Consider the following 18,166-nt stretch of genomic DNA (forward strand, 5'->3'; position numbering starts at 1 on the left):
GGGCGGAGCCTGGTGATGCCAGGACCTGGGGGCGTCCCGGTTCCGGTCGGGGCGCCCCCAGGCGTTCATCCCACCCGCACGGTGCCCCGCGGCACCAGATGCCGGGCGACGAGTTCGTCGCGGACCAGGCCCGCGTAGACCGTTGCTCCGTGCACGGAAGTGTGCGTGTTGTCGCGCTTCTCGTTGTAAAGGTAGAGCGCCTTCGATCCTTCGACTCCGAGGGACTCCACCAGCGCCTTGGTCTGCGCGGTGAGATCGATCAGGGGTACCCCCTGCGCGGCGGCGACCGAGCGGATCACCGCCGGATGGTCGACACCAAGTCCGTTGACCAGCAGTGCGGTTCCGTTGTCCAGCGTGCCGTCGGCGTTGAACCAGCGACGCACGATGGGCGTCACCAGGACCGGTCGACCGCCCCTCTCCCTCACTCCCGCCACCAGTGTCTCGAGATTGGCCCGGTAGGTCGGCTCATCGGTCGTCTTGTCGTTGTGGGCGAGTTGGACGAGGACCAGATCGCCGGGGCGGATCAGCGGCTGAACCGTGGCCCAGAGCAGCGGGTTCCCCAGGTAGGTGACCGTACTCTCACCGGAATCGGCGTAGTTGGCGATCGACACTCCTCTGCGCAGGTACTGCGGCAACTGTTGGCCCCACCCGGTGTACGGGTCTCCGGGCTGGTCGCAGACCGTGGAGTCACCGACGAGGAAGACCTGCCGCGCGTGCCGGGCCGGGGTGACCCTGATGTCGGCCAGGGCCGGCGCCGATCCGCCGATCACCAGATCCAGACCGGCGGTTCCGGCCGCGCCCGTCGGCTCCCCCTCAGGGGTCCGGACGTGCACCGTGAAACTGCGGACAACACGTTCGCCGGCGGGAACGGCGGTCTCGGCGAGCAGGGCCCGCCGGGTCTCCCCGGTGATGCCGGTACTCGACTCGACGGCGCCACCGAGGACGACCTCGACGTCGTACGTGCCGGTCGGGACGTCGAAGTGACAAGCGGTTGCGGCGCAGTTGTCGATACCGAGGGGCGTGCGGCCACTGTGCGCCTGAGCGGCGGGCGCCGCCGTCAGCCCGGCGGCCAGGGTCAGCGCCGCCAGCACGGCGATGTTGAAACGTCTCACTTGCGGCTCCTCCGTCACGGCAACAGGGGGTGGCGGCTGGACCGTATCGCCTCCGGCAAGCGCTTTCTAGAGCAAGGGCAGATTTCACGAGATTGGCAACCTCTCGCGAGCGAAAGCCCTTTCGCGAAATCGATTCAACTGTCACTCTCTCAGGCACCCGCACCCCCACACCTCCCGAAGGAGGCACCCCCATGTCCGGATCCGAGAACCACCGGCCGATCCGACGCCGCACCTTCGTCCTCGGCACCGCGGCCACGGCAGGATCGGCCGCCCTGTCCGGCCCGTTCGCCGCACCGGCCGCGGCAGCGGCCTTCGGCTACAGCGACGACGGCTCGAACTACGTCGTCGACACCGGCGCCAACTTGCTCTTCAAGGTCAGCAAATCCACCGGCGACCTCACCTCGCTGGCTTACCGGGGAACTGAGTACCAGGGCTACGGCGGCATGAACTCGCACATCGAGTCGGGCCTCGGCAGTTCCACGGTGACGATCGCGCAGTCCGGCTCGACCATCCTGATCTCGGTCACCCACGGCACGCTCAAGCACTACTACGCGGCCCGGAGCGGCGAGAACAACGTCTACCTGTGGACCAACAAGGCCGACACCTCCGTTTCGGCAACGCGTTACATCGTGCGCGTCAAGGCGGGCCTGTTCCTCAACGACGAGCCCGACTCCTACACGTACACGACCAGCACCATCGAGGCCTCCGACGTCTTCGCGAAGTCCGACGGCCAGACCCGCTCCAAGCACTACTCCAAGCTGCGCGTCATCGACTACGACTACATCGGCTGGACGACCGGCAGCGTCGGTCTCTGGATCGTGCGCAGCAACCACGAGAAGGCCTCGGGCGGACCCTTCTACCGTTCCCTCCTGCGCCATCAGAGCGCCGACGGCGGAGGGCTGTACGAGATCCTCTACTACGGCCAGAACCAGACCGAGGAACAGCGGTTCGGCCTCCAGGGGCCCTATGTCATCGCCTTCACCGACGGCGGCGCCCCCTCCTCGTCTCTGTTTCCGGGCGCCCTGACCACCTCGTGGGCGGACTCGCTCGGCATCTCCGGGTATGTCGCGGCGAGCGGCCGGGGCCGGGTCGCGGGAGTCGGCATCACGGGACGCAACACGGCGTACCCGTACACAGTCGGACTGGCCAACCCCGCTGCACAGTACTGGGGTTCGGCACGCTCGTCCGACGGCTACTTCTCGATCACCGGGGTGCTCCCCGGCACGTACACACTGACCGTCCACAAGAGCGAACTGGCTGTCTACAGTACGCAGGTGACCGTATCCGCAGGCGGGACTACCACCCTCAACTCGATCGCGATCCCGTCCTCGAACGACCCGGGCAACGCGAGCGCGATCTGGCGGATCAACGACTGGACCGGCACACCGAGCGGCTTCAAGAACGCCGACCTGATGACGTACGCGCATCCGTCGGACGTCCGGGCCGCCGCATGGACCGGCAACGTCGTGATCGGCAGCGGCAGCGAGACCTCGGCGTTCCCCTGCTACATCTGGAAGGACGTCAACAGCGGTCTGCTCGTGTACTTCAAGCTCACAGCGGCCCAGGCCGCCGCCGCACACACCCTGCGCATCGGGGTGACGACGGCCTACGCCAACGGCCGGCCGCAGATCGTCGTGAACGACACCTGGACCTCGGCCATCCCCTCCCCGCCCACCCAGCCGAGCACCCGGTCCCTGACCAACGGGTCCTACCGGGGCAACAACTACACGTTCACCTACAGCGTTCCTGCGAGCGCCTGGCTCACGGACACCAGCCAGTACAACGTGCTGAAGATCAACGTGGTGAGCGGTTCGGGGGCGACCTCCTACCTCAGCGCGGGCACATCGATCGACGCGATCGACCTGCTCGCCTGATGCCGGTCAGCTTCCGCGCGTCCACTGCTGGTTGGTCCCTCCGTTGCACGCGTAAGTGATGAGTGCGGCGGAGTCGGCGGTGGACGCGCCGCTCACGTCCAGGCATTCTCCGCTCGCACGCGACGTCAGACTCACGTAGCTGCCGGACGTCGTCAGCGACCACTGCTGGCTCGTGGCCGTCGTGCAGTTCTCCTGACTGATCGTGCTCGCGTTCTCCTGGACGCACAGTGAACTGCTTCTGACGACCAACTGGTAGTAACCGCTTCCGACGGACTTGAACCAGTAGTTCTGGTTGTTGCCGCCGTTGCAGTCGTACTGCTTGATCTGGGCACCCGCCCAGAGGGACTGACTGGTGACGTCCGCGCACTTGCTGCTGTGCCGGGCGATGAGCGTGTTGTACGTGGCACTCGTTCCGGTAACCGTTCCGGCCGCCGTGTCGACGGTGACCTCGGGTGACCAGGACATCGACAGCGAGGTGGTCGAGGGGAAGGTCAGCGGCAGCCAGACGTAACGGGAGTCGTTGACGGTCCCGCCGAAGGAGTTGCCCCAGCGGTCACCCAAGTAGAGGTACGAGGTCCCCGAAGTGCCCTGCACGGGCAGCACGTACGCGGTCTGTGAGCCGTACGCCGTCGAGTCGCCGACGTTCGTCATGGCCGACCAAGGGCCGGCGAGCGAGGTCGCCGTGGCGTACTGCTGCTGGTTGGGGCTCCAGCCGGTTGCGCCGGAGGTGAGCATGAAGTAGACGCCGCCCCGCTTGAACAAGGCCGGCGCCTCGCGGTGGCCGCCGTGCCAGGGGTCGGCGACCAGACTTGCGATACCGGCGTAGTCGGCGGTGAGCCGGTAGATCTGGAGGTCGTAGTTCTCGCGTGCTGCCGAGACCATGTATCCGGCGCCGTCGCTGTCCACGAAGACGGTGATGTCCCGGGACATGTGCTGGTCGAGCGGGCGGAAACTGCCCTGCCAGGTGTAATTTCCGTCGACGGTGTCCGACACGGCGACAGCTGCTCGGGCTTCGCTGTAATCGGTCCCGTTCTCCTTGTGCATCCACATCACGAACTTGCCGGTGGACGCGTTGTACATGACCTTCGGGCGTTCGATGTTGGCGGCGGCCAGCTCGGAAGCACTGGACCGGGTCAGGACATGGTTGCGGAACTCCCAGTTCCGCAGGTCGGTGGAGCGGTAGGCGTCCACGTACCGGAAGGTGTTGTCGGCGTTGCGGTTCTCACCGAACCAGTAGTAGTAGGAGCCGACTTTGAGGAATCCACCGCCATGGGCGTGTACCGGGCTGCCCGAAGTGTCTGTGAACTGCGTGCCGTTGACGATCGTCACGGGTGCCGCCTGGGCGGGTCCCGCGGTCGCCAGGGCACCCATCAGCAGGAGACAGAGGGCGAGCAGGGTCGCGTACGCACGTCTCATTTCACGCACTCTCCTTCACGGTGTCGGCGACGGAGACGCCGAATTCGAGGGTGTCGTCCAGGTGCGGGCCGAAGGCCCGGACCGGTGGGGCGCTTGGGGCCGTTCGACGGAGTGCCGTCGGGGCGTGACGGGGGATGGACGACCGATACTGACGGCGCGTCAGTTGCATGGACAACCCATGGCGAAGGCAGGGTTCGCCGAGCAGTTGTCCTCATGGAGGGCATCGGATCGCACCTGGGGGCCGACGCGGCGGGGGACGAGCGGATGGGGATGCACGCGACCACCTCGCGAGGGGCGTTCGGAACTCCGAACGGCATGTGAAATGACGAACGCCGAAAAGGTAAGGGCGCGTTACGGGCAGGTCAACGGGTTGGACGGGACTTGACGGAAAGCCCTTTCAGGAGGTTTCCGGCGGGAAGGGGGTTTTCCGGGTGAGCCGAACCCTGGACGAAGTCCGGGGGAACATTTTTCTGATATTCGTGCGGCTCCCTGCGCGTCTCCGATGCGTGCGCAACCCTTTCCACACCTCGGTAGCGGTCGTCGGTGCCCTCGCGACCGTCGCCGCCCTCGTCGCCACCGCTCTCCGGCATGGCCGCCGAGGCCGGGGATGTCACCGCCCCGCCGACGTCCTCGCGAACCGGGACGTGACGCTCGCCGGCGACACCGCGGTCACCGTGACCTCCGGGACGACAACCTACGACGGCGTTTTCCGCGGCGAGGGAACGCTTACCGTGCGCGGTGGCGGGACCCTCGTCCTGAGCAGGGACAGCGACTTCCGTTGCCCACGGCGCGCCGACGGCAAGCAGTGCACACCCAGGGCGGCAACCATCCCTGGACCACGGTCGCCGCCCCGATCCGCCCGCGATCATCGTGGAGCGTGGGACGGCCCTCCAGTACGGCACCGGCGGGGTTACGGCACTGATCGGGCACGTCCCATTCCATATCGCGGGCACTCCGTTCAATCACCGGACGGATCCGACTGCTGGTCGCCCCTTCGACTAGCGTCGTGACATGACCAGCGACAACCCCGCTCCCCGCGCCGGGACCCCCCTCCTCACGGCTCTCGCCGCGGGAGCCGTCGTCCTTGACGGCGGCATGTCCAACCAGCTGGAGTCCGCCGGGCACGACCTGAGCGACGAACTGTGGTCGGCACGGCTGCTCGCCGAACAGCCCGAGGCGATCACTCAGGCGCACCTCGCCTACTTCGAGGCCGGCGCGAACGTGGCGATCACCTCCAGCTACCAGGCAACCTTCGAGGGCTTCGCCAAACGCGGCATCGACCAGGACGAGGCTGCGCGACTACTGGCGCTGAGCGTGGAACTCGCCCAGGAGGCCGCCCGCCAGGCCCGGAACAAGGGCCTCGTCCACCCGCTGTGGGTCGCCGCTTCGGTGGGGCCGTACGGGGCCATGCTCGCGGACGGTTCCGAATACCGGGGCCGCTACGGGCTGAGCATCGCGGAACTGGAACGTTTCCACCGCCCCCGGCTGGAGGTTCTGGCCGCCGCGGCGCCCGATGTGCTCGCTCTGGAAACGGTTCCCGACGCCGATGAGGCCGAAGCCCTGTTGCGTGCGGTACGCGGGCTGGGGGTGCCGGCGTGGCTGTCGTACTCGATCGCCGGTGACCGCACGCGCGCGGGGCAGCCGTTGGACGAGGCGTTCGCCCTGGCCGCCGACGCGGACGAGGTGATCGCGGTCGGGGTGAACTGCTGCGCCCCGGAAGACGCCGAAGCTGCGGTGGCGACCGCGGCCCGGGTGACGGGCAAACCGGTCGTGGTCTACCCCAACAGCGGTGAGGTGTGGGACGCGGTTGCCCGTGCCTGGAGCGGCCGATCCACCTTCACCGCCGAACAGGTCCTGGGCTGGCGAGAGTCGGGGGCACGGCTGATCGGCGGCTGCTGCCGGGTCGGCCCGGAGGCGGTCGCATCGATCGCCCGGACGCTGACCTCGGCGTAGGCCTCTGTCCCTCCGGCCCACCGAGGCGAGACTCAGCCACCGTCGGAGAAAGCGGTTAGCCCTGGTTTTCGGGGGTGGTGCGGTAAAGGAGGACGAGGAGATTGCGGACGCGCAGCGAGCAGTACGATGCCGGAGTCTGCGCGCCAAGGCGGCGGTGTCCGCCCCTCCCGCGCCACGGGTGCTCGGCGGCGAACTTCCGGTACTCCGGTCTACGGTCACCTCGGGGAGACCCCCGACGGGTCGTCGGGCCAGGAGCAGGTTGGACCAGGCACTGCCGGGGGTGCTTCGAGCGTCAACCCGTACGGAATCCGCGCACCGGCCGCCATTGCCGAAGCATGCGACGATCAGCGTCCCCTCACTCCCCCGGCCCGACGCAATCGGCGCACCGCGGACCTGAGTTCGGCGCTGCGCAGGGTCTTGCCGGGCAGCGGGTCCGGCGACGCAGTCTCGTCGACGGATTCCCCTCGTGGTGCGATGGCCGCCGCGGCGGTCCACAGGGCCAGTTCACGGTCCCGCGGGCCGTATGCGGTATACGACATACCGTCGACCTCATACGCAGTACCGTCTTCCGTGTACCGCCCGCCGTCCACCTCACCGAAGATTCGCACGGGATGCGCCGACCCCCACGCCTCCCAGCCGGCGTCACCCGTGGCCACGAACTGTGTCCAGGCCCCGTGCATCGCATCGGCGAGTTTCTGCGGTGCGCCGCCCCCGGCCAGTTTCGCGGACTCGGCCGTCTCGCCGGTGTCGAAGACGAAGCCGAGCTCCAGTGCATGGCAGGCGCCGAGGCCGGGCTTCGACGAGGGCCAGGCGAACTCGTACACGTACGACACCCCTGGGCGGGCCTCGGCCAGCCGTTGCAGGGGGCCGCGCAGCAGGTTGTCGGTGACCATCTGACCGACGATCTCGGCGGTGCCCGCCTCGGGGTGCAGGGCGCGGTATCCGCGCGGCACCTCATGGCCGCAGTGACAGCGGGCCATGGCGCCGGCGAGGGCGACGGGCCCCATCCGGTCCACGCGCTCCATCAGGCCGCCCGGAACCAGCCACAACCGGTACTCGTCCCGGGTCCAGCCGAGGAGCAGGTCGACGCCCGGAGCCGCGTCACCGGCGACGAGGGCCTCGAGAGGGTCGCGCGGGACGAGGTCGCCGTCGACGATGATGCCGAAGGCCGGCCCGCCGAGGACAGGGCTGCTGAGCCTGCCGACCTCCGCCTGCGTGCGCAGGAGCAGATCCCGGTCGACAGCGGCAAAGGCCTCCGCGGTGGCGGGGATCTTCAGTCGGCTCGCCATACGGCGGACCATGCGCCGGACCTTGTCCCGCTCGAAAGCCTCCGGCGGTCCGCTCTGGAGAACGGCTCGCCGGAACAGGCCTTGTGCCTGCGGGGCCGCGATCAGAGCGCCGACGCTGATGGCTCCGGCGGACTGCCCCGCCAGCGTGACCTTGTCAGGGTCACCGCCGAAAGCCCCGATCGAGCAATGCACCCACTCGAGCGCGGCAAGCTGATCACGCAGACCGGGGTTCGCGGGGGCATCGGGGAACAGTCCGTAGCCCTCCACTCCCAGCCGGTAGCTGATCGAGACGAAAACGATTCCGTCCCGAGCGAAGTTCTGTCCGTCGTACACCGGCACCGCTGAGGATCCCCTGGTCAGAGCGCCGCCATGCAGCCAGACGAGAACGGGAAGCCGAGCGCCGGGCCCGAGGTCGGGAGTCCACACGTTGAGGTTGAGGCAGTCGTCGCCCTCCACCACGGGGTCGGACAGGTACTGGGCGAACGCTTCGGAGTACGGCGGTTTCGGCGGCGTTGCGCCGAAGGATCCCGCGTCGCGTACGCCGTCCCAGGGCTCGGGCGGCACGGGCGGCCGGAATCTGCGGGCGCCGAAAGGGGGTGCCGCGTACGGGATGCCGCGGAAAGCGGCGATGCCGTTCTCGTACCTCCCGCGTACGGCCCCGTAGGGGGTCGTGACGACGGGACCGGGGTCGGGGTCTGCCTGGACTCGTGCCCGTGGGTCCGTCTGGTCCGCTGCCACTTGCTCACCAGCCCTTCGCCGCACTCACGCACCGGTATGACAAGAGCACCACAAAGGCGCGCAGTATTCCGCCGCACGAGTCCGCGGCAGGGCCATCCGGCGTACATCGGAGTGCCGAAGCCAAGATGGCCGTAGCCGCCGCTGGGTGCACTCGACCGCTGTTTCGCGAGGAAGGGGAATGCGCCTGCCGATGGAAGTGTCGGCGGACGCTCGTTCTGCAGACCAATGTCGTAGCAGCGAGTAGAAAGCGGTTACTGCTACTGATCGATCAAGGCTTCCGTCGCTTCCGCTGATCCGTCAACGGGACCGCCTCCTTGCTGAGAACTCCAGTGCGCACCTCAGGTACCACCCGCCAGCGGACCGTCGCCGCGTCGGCTGCGAATACCCGGGCCTTGACCTGCACAGCCCGATGCGGACGATGCAGGGAGCGCCGGTCAGGATGATGGATCGACCAAGGCCGTCGTCGCGGTCCGCTCTGGCTCGCTGCTCGCGAGGAGACGACGACAACCGGTCGCCAGCACCTCTGCACCCGCACAACCCCTCACCCCTCACCTCCGTCGCTCCACCAGGTACCTCCACGGCCAGAAACACGTTCCGTCTCCCCCCCCCCACATTCAGAGGTCCCGGCCCTCATTCCCACCTCAACGGCCGCTCTGAGATGGCTATTTACTCTGCGCCGGCAACCGACCGAGAGGGCTCCACCCCGCGCTCGTCCGACTGATTGACCACCCGCAACCCCAGATCTACGGTAGAAGGCGTTTTCAGAAAACGCTTCCCCCCGGGACCTCAGGAGAGTCATGCCCAGCGTCCAGCTGCCCAGGGCCGCGTTCGCCATGGACCCGGTGCACCTTCCCCTGCTGTTTCCCCCGTCGCTCGTGAGCCGGCTACGGAAGGCGGCCGAGATCGACACAACGCACGTCGTCAAGGACTTCACCGATCCCGCCGCGGCATCGACACTGGCCGAGGTCGAGATCCTGATCACCGGCTGGGGTTGTCCCCGGCTCGATCCGGACATCCTCGATTCGGCACCTCTCCTTCGTACGGTCCTGCATGCCGCGGGCTCGGTGCGCTCCCTCGCCGGAGGGGCCCTGTGGGGCCGAGGGGTGACCGTGTCCAGCGCGGCGACGGGCAACGCCGTCCCGGTCGCCGAGTACACGCTCGCGATGATCCTGCTCGCCGGGAAGGACGTCTTCGTCCACCGTGAGCGCTTCCGCCGCACTCACGCCCAGCCGACCCACGCCGAAACCTCGACGACCGGCAACCTCGGCCGCCGGATCGGCGTGGTCGGCGCCTCGCGCGTAGGGCGCCGTTTGTTGGAACTGTTGCGCCCGCACGACTTCGAGGTTCTCCTGCACGACCCGTACGTGGACGCGGCGGAGGCCGCCGAACTCGGCACGCGGCTGCTCCCTCTGGAAGATCTTCTGCGACACAGCGACATCGTCAGCCTGCATGCGCCCGACATCCCCGAAACCCGTCACATGCTCGACCGCGCCCGCCTCGCCCTGATCCGTGACGGCGGCGTGCTGATCAACACCTCTCGGGGCGCCCTCGTCGACCAGTCCGCTCTCACCGACGAGTTGGTCTCGGGGCGACTCCACGCGGTGCTGGACGTCACCGAACCCGAACCGTTGCCCGCGGCCTCACCGCTCTACCGGTTGCCGAACGTGTTTCTGACCCCCCACATCGCCGGCTCCCTCGGAAACGAGTTGGAACGGCTCGGCCGCATCGTCGTCGAGGAGTTGGAACGGCTGGCCGACGGGCTGCCTCTCGCTCACGAAGTGCGCCACGCCGACCTGGCCCGGGTGGCCTGAAGCGCAGGTTTCGCGCCGCCGCCGACCTCGCGGGCCACGGTGCCGACCGGGGTTGTCCACAGGCCAGTTCTCCTCGCGGACGATTGGGATACGTTTCCCGCACCGACGGGGGCCGGGCACCTGCAGTGTCTTGATCAGGCCGCGGCGAGGTCCGTGACCGTGGCGTCCTCGTCGGCACCCATGAACAGTGAAGGGGGCGCAACGTGAGTCAGCGCAGGACGACGGGTGATGCCGGCCGGGCGACCATACGGGATGTGGCGGAACGCGCGGGTGTGTCCGTGGCAAGCGTTTCCCGCGCGTTGTCGGGCAGCTACCCGGTCTCCGATGAACTGCGGCGCCGCGTGATGAAGGTCGTCCGCGACCTGGACTATGTCACCAACGCGCACGCACGCTCCCTGGCCGGTGGCGGCACTCCGACGGTGGCGATACTCATGAACAACATCACCAGCGCGGCATTCGCTCACGTGGCGAAGGGCGTCGAGGGTGCGGCCACCCTGCGCGGCTGGCTGTCGATCGTCGGGACCACGGGCGACGACCCCGAACGCGAACTCGCCCTCGTCAACCTGATGCGCCGGCAGGGCGTCGACGCCCTGATTCTGCTCGGCGGCGCCTACGACTACGACGAGTACCGACTGCGTATGGCGCGGTTCGCCCGTTCGCTGGACGCGGCCGGCTCGCGACTGGTCCTGGTCGGCAGGCCCCCGCTGGAGGAGGACGTCCCGGCCACGACAATCGGCTACGACAACGAGTCCGGCGCCTACGCCATGGCCGGCCACCTGCTCTCGGCCGGCCACCGGCGGATCCTGGCCTTACCCGGCCCCGCTCAACTCACCACCTCACAAGACAGGTTGAAGGGAGCCCGTCGGGCCTTCGAGGCATATGGCGTGCCGTTCGACCAAGGGCTGGTGCGGCACGGTCCGTACGACGACAAGCACGGGTACGCCGCGGTGCAGGCGGCGCTGCATGAGACGCCTGACTTCACCGCCGTGCTCGCCGGCAACGACATCGTCGCCGCGGGAGCCATGCAGGCGCTGTGCGAGGCAGGCTTGCGGGTGCCGGACGACGTGTCGATCACGGGCTACGACGACATCCCCCTGGCGTCTCAGCTCACACCGCAACTGACCACGGTGCACGTGCCTTACGAGGAAATGGGCCGGGTCGCCCTGCGCACAGTGGCCGACCGTCGACAGGCCGCCGGGGGCGGCGTCCGACGCAAGAGTGGAGACGCCGAACACCGGGTCCTGGGCACCCACGTCGTCGTACGGGACTCGGTGCGGCCGCCGAAGCGGCGAGGAGAACCGCAACGCCGACAGCGGGCTGCGCGTTGATCTGATCGCGCTGGTGGAACAACCCGCATCAGCTGTTCATGTACGAGGCCGGCACCCCCGGACAATGGACAGCCAACAGCTGCTGCGGCTCGTTCGACGACACCCCGATCTCGTTCGCAACCGGTTACAGCCGGGCCCGCCGAGCTGAACGCTCGACATCGGCTTCGGACCTTCGTGCCGACGTGAAGGCACCGTGCCCTCGGGGAGAACCGGAGCCTTCACATCGGCCCTGCGGACGTAGAACGGCTCGTCGCACCCACTTCGCCCCTGCGGTAAACACCTTGCTCGCGGCGCCCAGCCGTGTTTCATGGCCCAGCTTTCATGGCCCTCATGCCATCGAGGCCGCGCCACGCGTCCGCGGTTGCGCAACTTCCAGTGCTCAAGATCCCGCGTTTTCCGGAGTCTTCACGTCGCGCCGAGGCGCACCTAGGATAGCAAGCGCTTTCTGTGAGCCGTCTGTTCCCGACCGGCTCCGAAAGGGCGCTGGTCGAACTTTCGCCGGCCTTCGGGCGGGCCGGAGAGGTGGTTCCCGATGGTGCGTACGGCAGGTGTGAGCGTGACGGCCGGGCCGACCCTGGCGGTCGTGGCCCGCGAGGCGGGGGTGTCCGTACCGACCGCCTCGAAGGTGGTCAACGGCAGGGAGGATGTGGCCCCCGAGACGAGACGCCGGGTGACGGAGGCCCTGGACCGGCTGGGTTACGTGCGCAGACCCCGCTTCGGCGCGTCCAAGCCGCCGCGACTGATCGACCTCGTCGTGCATGCGCTGGACAGCTCCTGGTCGGGTGCGGTGCTGCACGGCGCGGAGGAGGCGGCACACGACGCGGGTCTGGACGTGGTCGTCTCGGCCGCCCTGTCCCGCACCCGCGCCGGCCGCCCGCAGCGCGGCTGGTTGGACAAGCTGACCGTGCGTGGGTCGGCCGGAGTGCTGTTCAACCTGACCGAGTTGACGGGCTCTCAGTACGCGTGGCTGGAGCAGCACCGCACTCCGTTCGTGCTGATCGACCCGGTGGTCGAGCCGCCGCCCGGAGTGGTGTCGGTGGGCGCGGCCAACTGGCAGGGTGGAGTGACGGCGACCGAACACCTGCTGGCGCTCGGCCACGAACGCATCGCCGTGATCGCCGGACCGCGCCGCAGGATGTGCAGCAGCGCCCGGGTCGCCGGCTACCGGTCCGCCCTGGCGTCGGCAGGGATCGCGTACCGCCCGGAATACCTGCGCGACGGCGCTTTCGACGAGTCCGTCGCGTACCGGAGCATGCATGAACTGTTCGATCTGCCCGAGCCGCCGACGGCCGTCTTCGTCTGCTCCGACCGTATGGCGCTCGGCGCCTATCTGGCCTTAGAAGAACGGGGGTTGAGGATCCCGCATGACGTCAGTGTGGTCGGATTCGACGACCTTCCGGAGTCACGGTGGACCACGCCCGCTCTCACGACCGTGCGCCAGCCGCTGGCGGAGATGGCGGCAACGGGATTGCGGTTGTTGCTGCGGATGATGGACGGCGAGCACCCGGAGGGGACGCGGACGGAGTTGTCGACGCGGCTCGTGGAGCGAGCGAGCACTGCTCCACCGCATCGGGGCACGGCCGTGAAACGGTGACCTCCCCGCGTTACTGATCGTTTTCCGGGCATGAACCTCAGCACGCGCGCCCCGGTCCTGTTCCTCATTGCGTCCGCCGCCCTCATCACCGTCATGGGAACGGCCCAGGCCACGACTCTCGGCTCCGTTCCTCGGGACGCCACCGCCCACGCCACCGTCAGCGAGCCCGGTGACGAGACCGGCGACGAGCCCGAAGACGTCGAGCTGAACGAGGCGGGACGCCCCGACCTGGGCGAGGACTGACGAACCGGCCCGGGGCCCGGCCGCACAGGCCGGGCCCCTTCGCATGTGCCGGCACGTCACTGGTGCCGCTCCGGTCGCGACAGGGACCGGCCGGTCCGGCCGTCGCCGTCACCACTGTTGCCACGTGTGTTTCCATGCGTTTCTCCACCGCGGAGTGCCCCGCCTGGCAGCGGGGCGCACGCACAGGCAGCCGCGAAAGTTGCTGTAACGGACAGCGGAAAGCCGGGGGCCACCATCACGGTGACTCCCGGCCGGTGTCCTCCTCGTCTCAGTCTTCCTCCCGGTCCGGCGCGCCCACCAGCGCCTCCATCATGTCGACAGCGCTTCCGTCGTGGTCACTGCCCGCGGTGCCACTGCTGCCCTGCTGGACGTTGGCCGCCCGGTCGACCTCGAGAATCGAGTCGGCGTGCGAGTTGTCGATCACGGTGATCAGGCTGCTTTCGGCGACGGCCGGCACCGTGGCGGCGCCCAGCAGGGCGACTGTCAGAACCGTCGCCGTCCGCAGCCGGGGCGCGACGGGCCTCACGCGTTCACACTCTCGGTCGCGGTCCGCAGACGTGCGATGTTCCGCTCCAGCAGCTCGGTCGAGGCCCGCACTCCGATGCCGCTCTCCGCGTCCACCTCGGGGAGTCGCCCGTCGGTACGCTTGAGGTCGACGAGCGCGGAGTCCATGGCCGCGTGCGCGGCAAAGAGACACGGCGTACTGTAGATCGCGACGTTCACGCCCAGGTCGGACAGCTCGCTCAGCGAGAGCCTGGGGGATTTGCCGCCGGCGATCTGGTTGAACAGCAGCGGCTTGTTTCCCACCACGTCACGGATCCGACGGATCCATTCCACGGTTCGGACCCCGTCCACCAGGATGACGTCCGCGTCGGTGGCCGCCAGCGTGGCCGCCCGCCGCAGGATGTCGTGCTCGTCGGTGGCATCCGTGCGGGCCACCACGACCAGGTCGCGCCGGGTGGCCAGCACCATCTCCAGTTTCGCCAGGTACTCGTTCAGCGGCAGCACCTGCTTGCCGTCGGCGTGCCCGCACCGGCGCGGCCGCTTCTGGTCCTCCAGGATCACGCCCGAGGCCCCGATGCGTTCGAGGCCCTCGACCACATGGCAGGCGACCTCCGGATCGACGTACCCGTCATCGATGTCCACCAGCAGGTGCTGTTGCGGGAACGCGCCCCGCAGCCGCTGGACGAACGCCACCATGTCCGGCCAGGCAATGAAACCGATGTCAGGCAGCCCGTAGTGCGAGGCCGCGAAGCCGAAGCCCGAGACGAACATTCCGTCGAAGTGTTCCGCGGCGATCGACGCCGAGTACATGTCGTACACGCCGATCAGGGGGGTCGTTCCCGGGGCGGCGATCCGCTCCCGCAACTTGTTCCCGTAAGTCACCGTCCGGCTCCTCCAATGGAGTCGAGGGGTCAACACACCAGGCAAAGAAAGCCGTTGCGACACAACAGCCCTTTACGAAGACAAAAGGATCTCTATGTCGACGCGCGGCTTTCCCCATGTGAAGGCTTTGCTCACCCCAATGGCGCAACCGGTTCACCGGAGAAACGTCACTGGTCCCGCAGCCGTGCCGCCCAGGCAATGCCCCCGCCCAGATGGCCGCGGAAACGAGGATCGGCGTAGGCCTGGGAGGCGTGCCCGAGGGCCGTGTAGAAAACGCGTCCGCGGCCTTGCTCGCGGCACCAGACCAGCGGGTGGTCGGCTCCCATCCCGCCACCCGAGTACGACGACTCGTCGGCGACGGCGAGCACCCGCGCCCGCCCGCGCGGGTTGGCGCGGAAGTCGTACCACTCGTCGGTGAACTCCCACACGGCCGGCAGTGAGCGGGTGGCGGGGTGGTCGTGGTCCTCGATCACCGCCTTGCCCGGCTGGTACTCGGGGTGACGGGCGAAGCGGGCGCCGAGGAGTTCGCCGAAGTACGGCCAGTCGTACTCCGTGCAGGCCGCCGCGTGCACCCCGACGAAACCGCCGCCCGCCTCGATGTAACCGACGAGACGTTCCCGCCCTGCCGGGGTCAGCACCTCGCCGCTGGTGGAGAGGAAGACCACCGCCGCGTATGCGCCCAGCGGGGCTTCCAGAGCCGCCGGATCCTCGGTGTGGTCGACCGCGAACTCCGCCAGGCCGCGTACGGCGGCGACGGCGTCCGGGATGGAGTCGTGGCGGTAATCGGTTGTGCGCGTGTACACGAGCAGGCGGGCGATCATGGAGACGAGCCTAGGCGGCCGTGAGTCCGGGCCCCAGGGAGATGATCAGCGCGAAAATTTCGGCGGTGCCCGTTGTTTTCGCAGACGGTGGGCCGAGCCCGCCTCCCGAGGCAGGACGTCATGCGCTCAGTCCGGTGAGACCCGTGTGCATGTGTCGGACACCGTCCGGAGGGCACGCTCGGCCGCGGAGAATCGGTGCTTCGGACGGCCTGCTGCACAGGTGGGTAACCGGTTGCCTCGTGTTCGCGGAGACTCCCGAAGGCGCCGGACACTTCGGCGGGAGGTGCAGGCGCACGTGAGTCCACCGCTTTCGTCTGGTTTACGCTGCCGACCATCTCGACCGCCGCCGACCTTGGCCGGGGGCCCAGGGTCTCCCCAGGACGAGCGTGCGGAGCAGCACTCGCGCCAGTAAAGCGGACAAGGCATGGAGACCGAGTGGCGTGTGGCTCCAGCACCCTGGTCGGTCGCACGGGCGTTCCGTACGCACGGCCGCTACGGAACCCGGGCGCGTAGGCTCGCCGGGATGAACACCATTCCCGCACGCCTCGATCACATCGTCCTCGCAACGCCCGATCTGGCGGCGACGGTCGCCGAGTTCACCCGGCGCACGGGGGTAGCCCCGGCGCCGGGCGGGGTGCATGTCGGGCTCGGTACCCGCAACTACCTGGTCGGCCTGGGGCATTGCGCATACCTGGAGATCATCGGACCGGATCGGGAACAGCCGGCCCCCTCCAGCCCCCGTCCCTTCGGCGTGGACGCCCTGTCCTCCGCGCGGACGATCACCTGGGCCATCAGCCCGCCTGACCTGGACGCGACGGTTGCGGCCGCCCGCTCGCGGGGCTACGACACCGGTGACGTACGGGAGATGAGCCGACGTCGCCCCGACGGCACGCTGCTGCGATGGCGGCTGACCGATGGCGGGTCCCCGCATCCCTCCGGCCTGGTGCCCTTCCTCATCGACTGGGGCGGCACCACCCACCCTTCCGCTTCCGGCCTGCCCGTCAGTCCCCTGCTGGAACTGACCGCCACCGCTCCCGACCCCGCGGAGATCCACCCTCTGCTGACCAGTCTCGGCACCGATCTCGCTCTCACCGAGGGCCCGGCGGGATTCTCGTTCACGGTAGCCGCACCCAACGGGCCGGTGACCTTCGGCTGATCTGAGGAGTCCCTCCGCCAGGCCCACTACGGAACAGACAACCGACGCCACGTTTCTCCCTGCCCCGCCACGGCCCCCGCCCCAGGTCCGGGTCCGGGTCCGCGCATACCGGCGCTCCGTCCCGGCGGGCGGCCGAGAAAAGTGATCGGTAACAAGCTGCGCCGGACGTCAGGACGGGTCAGGGTTCCCGGTCCACCCGGTCCGGCGTCCGTCCAGCGGCGCCGTCCGGGTGACGGAAAGGTTTTCCGGGCGCGTGTCCGTTTCTTTCAAGACCGCCCGCGGCAGCGCTGCCTACCGTTGCCGTATGAGTCCACGATTCGATGCCATCGGCCTGGTCGTCTCCGACATGGCCGCGTCCGTATCCTTCTACCGTCGGCTCGGCTTCGTCTTTCCCGAGGGGGCCGAGCAGGAACCGCACACCGAGGCCGAACTGCCGGGTGGAATGCGGCTGTTGCTGGACACCGAGGACACCGTTCGCTCGTTCAATCCGGGCTGGCGGCCGCCGTCCGGAAGTGGTCGGACCTCCCTCGCGCTGCGCTGTGACACACCGGGCGAGGTCGACACGGTGTACGAGGAGTTGCTCGGCGCGGGGCACCGAGGCGAACTGAAACCGTGGGACGCCTTCTGGGGCCAGCGCTACGCCGTCGTGCTCGACCCCGACGGCAACGGCGTAGACCTGTTCGCCCCGCTCCCTCAGTAGCGCAGACCGCTCAGCGCAGCAGGACGCCCAGCGTGAGGCCCGTGAACTCCCTTACGTCGCGGGAGAGATGGGCCTGGTCCGCATAGCCGGACCGGTTGGCGGTGTCCGCGTACGGCACGCCGCGCCGGGCCAGCGCGAGAGCCCGTTGCAGGCGCAGGATCCGGGCCAGCGTCTTGGGACCGTAGCCGAAGGCGGCGAGCGAACGCCGGTGCAATTGGCGTGCTCCGAGGTCCAGTTCGTCGGCCGTCTGGGCCACCGTCCGTCCTGCGGCGAGGGCGGCGACCAGTCGGCGGAGCGCCCGGTCCGGCGGCGCCGCCCGGTCCAGCACCAGTTCCTCCAACCCCAGCGCCGGGTGTGCGGACGCGGCAACCTGGCCGGCCAGTCGACGCGCCTCCGACGGCGACCAGAGATCGGCCAACTCGACCCGGCGATCGCGCAGTTCATGGGCCGGTATGCCGAGCAGCGCGGGCGCGGTGCCGGGGAACAGGCGGATGCCCGCCCAGGTCACGGGCGGGCCGTCGGGCACGTGAGCGTGGGTGTCCGGTCCGGCGACCAACAGGGTGCCTTCGCGCCACAGCAGGTCCATACAGCCGTCGGGGAGCACGGGAAGCGCGTCGTGCGGTGCGGACGGCGTCTTCGTCCACACCACCGCCCCGGCCACCCGGGAGGGTCGCTCCTCGTACATGCACGCCAGGCTACGCCGCCGGGATCCGGCACGCCGGTGCGGAGTCGTGCCGTCCCCGCC

Annotated in this window: 15 protein-coding genes and 1 pseudogene; 9 read left to right on the forward strand and 7 right to left on the reverse strand. The window is 68.9% G+C overall.

The annotated features are described in order from the left end of the window. Window positions 1-65: 65 nt before the first annotated feature. A complete protein-coding gene (locus tag J2X68_RS22685) occupies window positions 66-1,112 on the reverse strand; it encodes a rhamnogalacturonan acetylesterase (protein ID WP_310434369.1) in 1,047 nt (348 codons plus the stop codon). A 191-nt stretch (window positions 1,113-1,303) separates the two neighbouring features. Between J2X68_RS22685 and J2X68_RS22690 the strand changes: the two genes are divergently transcribed. Further along, window positions 1,304-2,986, forward strand: coding sequence for a rhamnogalacturonan lyase B N-terminal domain-containing protein (locus J2X68_RS22690; RefSeq protein ID WP_310434370.1), 1,683 nt, complete (start codon window positions 1,304-1,306; stop codon window positions 2,984-2,986). A 6-nt stretch (window positions 2,987-2,992) separates the two neighbouring features. Here the strand turns inward: J2X68_RS22690 and J2X68_RS22695 are convergent, their stop codons facing one another. Continuing rightward, complete coding sequence (locus J2X68_RS22695) at window positions 2,993-4,402, reverse strand: RICIN domain-containing protein (protein ID WP_310434371.1); 1,410 nt, start codon at window positions 4,400-4,402, stop codon at window positions 2,993-2,995. A 506-nt stretch (window positions 4,403-4,908) separates the two neighbouring features. Here J2X68_RS22695 and J2X68_RS22700 point away from each other — a divergent pair. After that, window positions 4,909-5,359: pseudogene (locus J2X68_RS22700) on the forward strand (autotransporter); the annotation flags it as partial. Window positions 5,360-5,413: 54 nt separating this feature from the next. After that, window positions 5,414-6,355 (forward strand): homocysteine S-methyltransferase, encoded by a 942-nt coding sequence (gene mmuM, locus J2X68_RS22705; RefSeq protein ID WP_310434372.1) that lies wholly within the window; start codon window positions 5,414-5,416, stop codon window positions 6,353-6,355. A 344-nt stretch (window positions 6,356-6,699) separates the two neighbouring features. Here the strand turns inward: mmuM and J2X68_RS22710 are convergent, their stop codons facing one another. Beyond that, window positions 6,700-8,382, reverse strand: coding sequence for a carboxylesterase family protein (locus tag J2X68_RS22710; protein WP_310434373.1), 1,683 nt, complete (start codon window positions 8,380-8,382; stop codon window positions 6,700-6,702). A 797-nt stretch (window positions 8,383-9,179) separates the two neighbouring features. Here J2X68_RS22710 and J2X68_RS22715 point away from each other — a divergent pair. The 4 genes from J2X68_RS22715 (at window position 9,180) to J2X68_RS22730 (ending at window position 13,358) form a co-directional block, all read left to right on the forward strand. Further along, entirely contained in the window at window positions 9,180-10,193 is a 1,014-nt protein-coding gene (locus J2X68_RS22715) for a hydroxyacid dehydrogenase (RefSeq protein WP_310434374.1), read from the forward strand. Between the two features lie 203 nt (window positions 10,194-10,396). After that, the gene (locus J2X68_RS22720) at window positions 10,397-11,521 is read left to right on the forward strand and encodes a LacI family DNA-binding transcriptional regulator (protein ID WP_310434375.1); all 1,125 of its coding nucleotides are present in this window, start codon (window positions 10,397-10,399) and stop codon (window positions 11,519-11,521) included. Window positions 11,522-12,053: 532 nt separating this feature from the next. Beyond that, window positions 12,054-13,115, forward strand: coding sequence for a substrate-binding domain-containing protein (locus J2X68_RS22725; RefSeq protein WP_310434376.1), 1,062 nt, complete (start codon window positions 12,054-12,056; stop codon window positions 13,113-13,115). A 30-nt stretch (window positions 13,116-13,145) separates the two neighbouring features. After that, window positions 13,146-13,358: a hypothetical protein gene (locus tag J2X68_RS22730; protein WP_310434377.1), complete on the forward strand. Its 213-nt coding sequence runs from the start codon at window positions 13,146-13,148 to the stop codon at window positions 13,356-13,358. 268 nt (window positions 13,359-13,626) lie between these two features. On the opposite strand, the gene J2X68_RS22735 is transcribed toward J2X68_RS22730, so the two are convergent. The 3 genes from J2X68_RS22735 to J2X68_RS22745 all read right to left on the reverse strand — a co-directional run bounded on the left by J2X68_RS22735 (window position 13,627) and on the right by J2X68_RS22745 (window position 15,565). Continuing rightward, entirely contained in the window at window positions 13,627-13,884 is a 258-nt protein-coding gene (locus J2X68_RS22735) for a hypothetical protein (RefSeq protein ID WP_310434378.1), read from the reverse strand. After that, complete coding sequence (locus J2X68_RS22740) at window positions 13,881-14,744, reverse strand: isocitrate lyase/PEP mutase family protein (protein ID WP_310434379.1); 864 nt, start codon at window positions 14,742-14,744, stop codon at window positions 13,881-13,883. Before J2X68_RS22740 ends, J2X68_RS22735 begins: the two co-directional genes overlap by 4 nt. A 167-nt stretch (window positions 14,745-14,911) precedes the next feature. Then, entirely contained in the window at window positions 14,912-15,565 is a 654-nt protein-coding gene (locus J2X68_RS22745) for a ThuA domain-containing protein (RefSeq protein WP_310434380.1), read from the reverse strand. Between the two features lie 523 nt (window positions 15,566-16,088). Between J2X68_RS22745 and J2X68_RS22750 the strand changes: the two genes are divergently transcribed. Both J2X68_RS22750 and J2X68_RS22755 read left to right on the forward strand, forming a co-directional pair. Next, window positions 16,089-16,721: a VOC family protein gene (locus J2X68_RS22750; protein WP_310434381.1), complete on the forward strand. Its 633-nt coding sequence runs from the start codon at window positions 16,089-16,091 to the stop codon at window positions 16,719-16,721. Window positions 16,722-17,025: 304 nt separating this feature from the next. Next, window positions 17,026-17,421, forward strand: coding sequence for a VOC family protein (locus tag J2X68_RS22755; protein ID WP_310434382.1), 396 nt, complete (start codon window positions 17,026-17,028; stop codon window positions 17,419-17,421). A gap of 10 nt (window positions 17,422-17,431) precedes the next feature. On the opposite strand, the gene J2X68_RS22760 is transcribed toward J2X68_RS22755, so the two are convergent. Beyond that, entirely contained in the window at window positions 17,432-18,106 is a 675-nt protein-coding gene (locus J2X68_RS22760; RefSeq protein WP_310434383.1) for a helix-turn-helix domain-containing protein, read from the reverse strand. Window positions 18,107-18,166: the final 60 nt, after the last annotated feature.

Source organism: Streptomyces sp. 3330 (assembly GCF_031456635.1).
Taxonomy (GTDB): domain Bacteria; phylum Actinomycetota; class Actinomycetes; order Streptomycetales; family Streptomycetaceae; genus Streptomyces.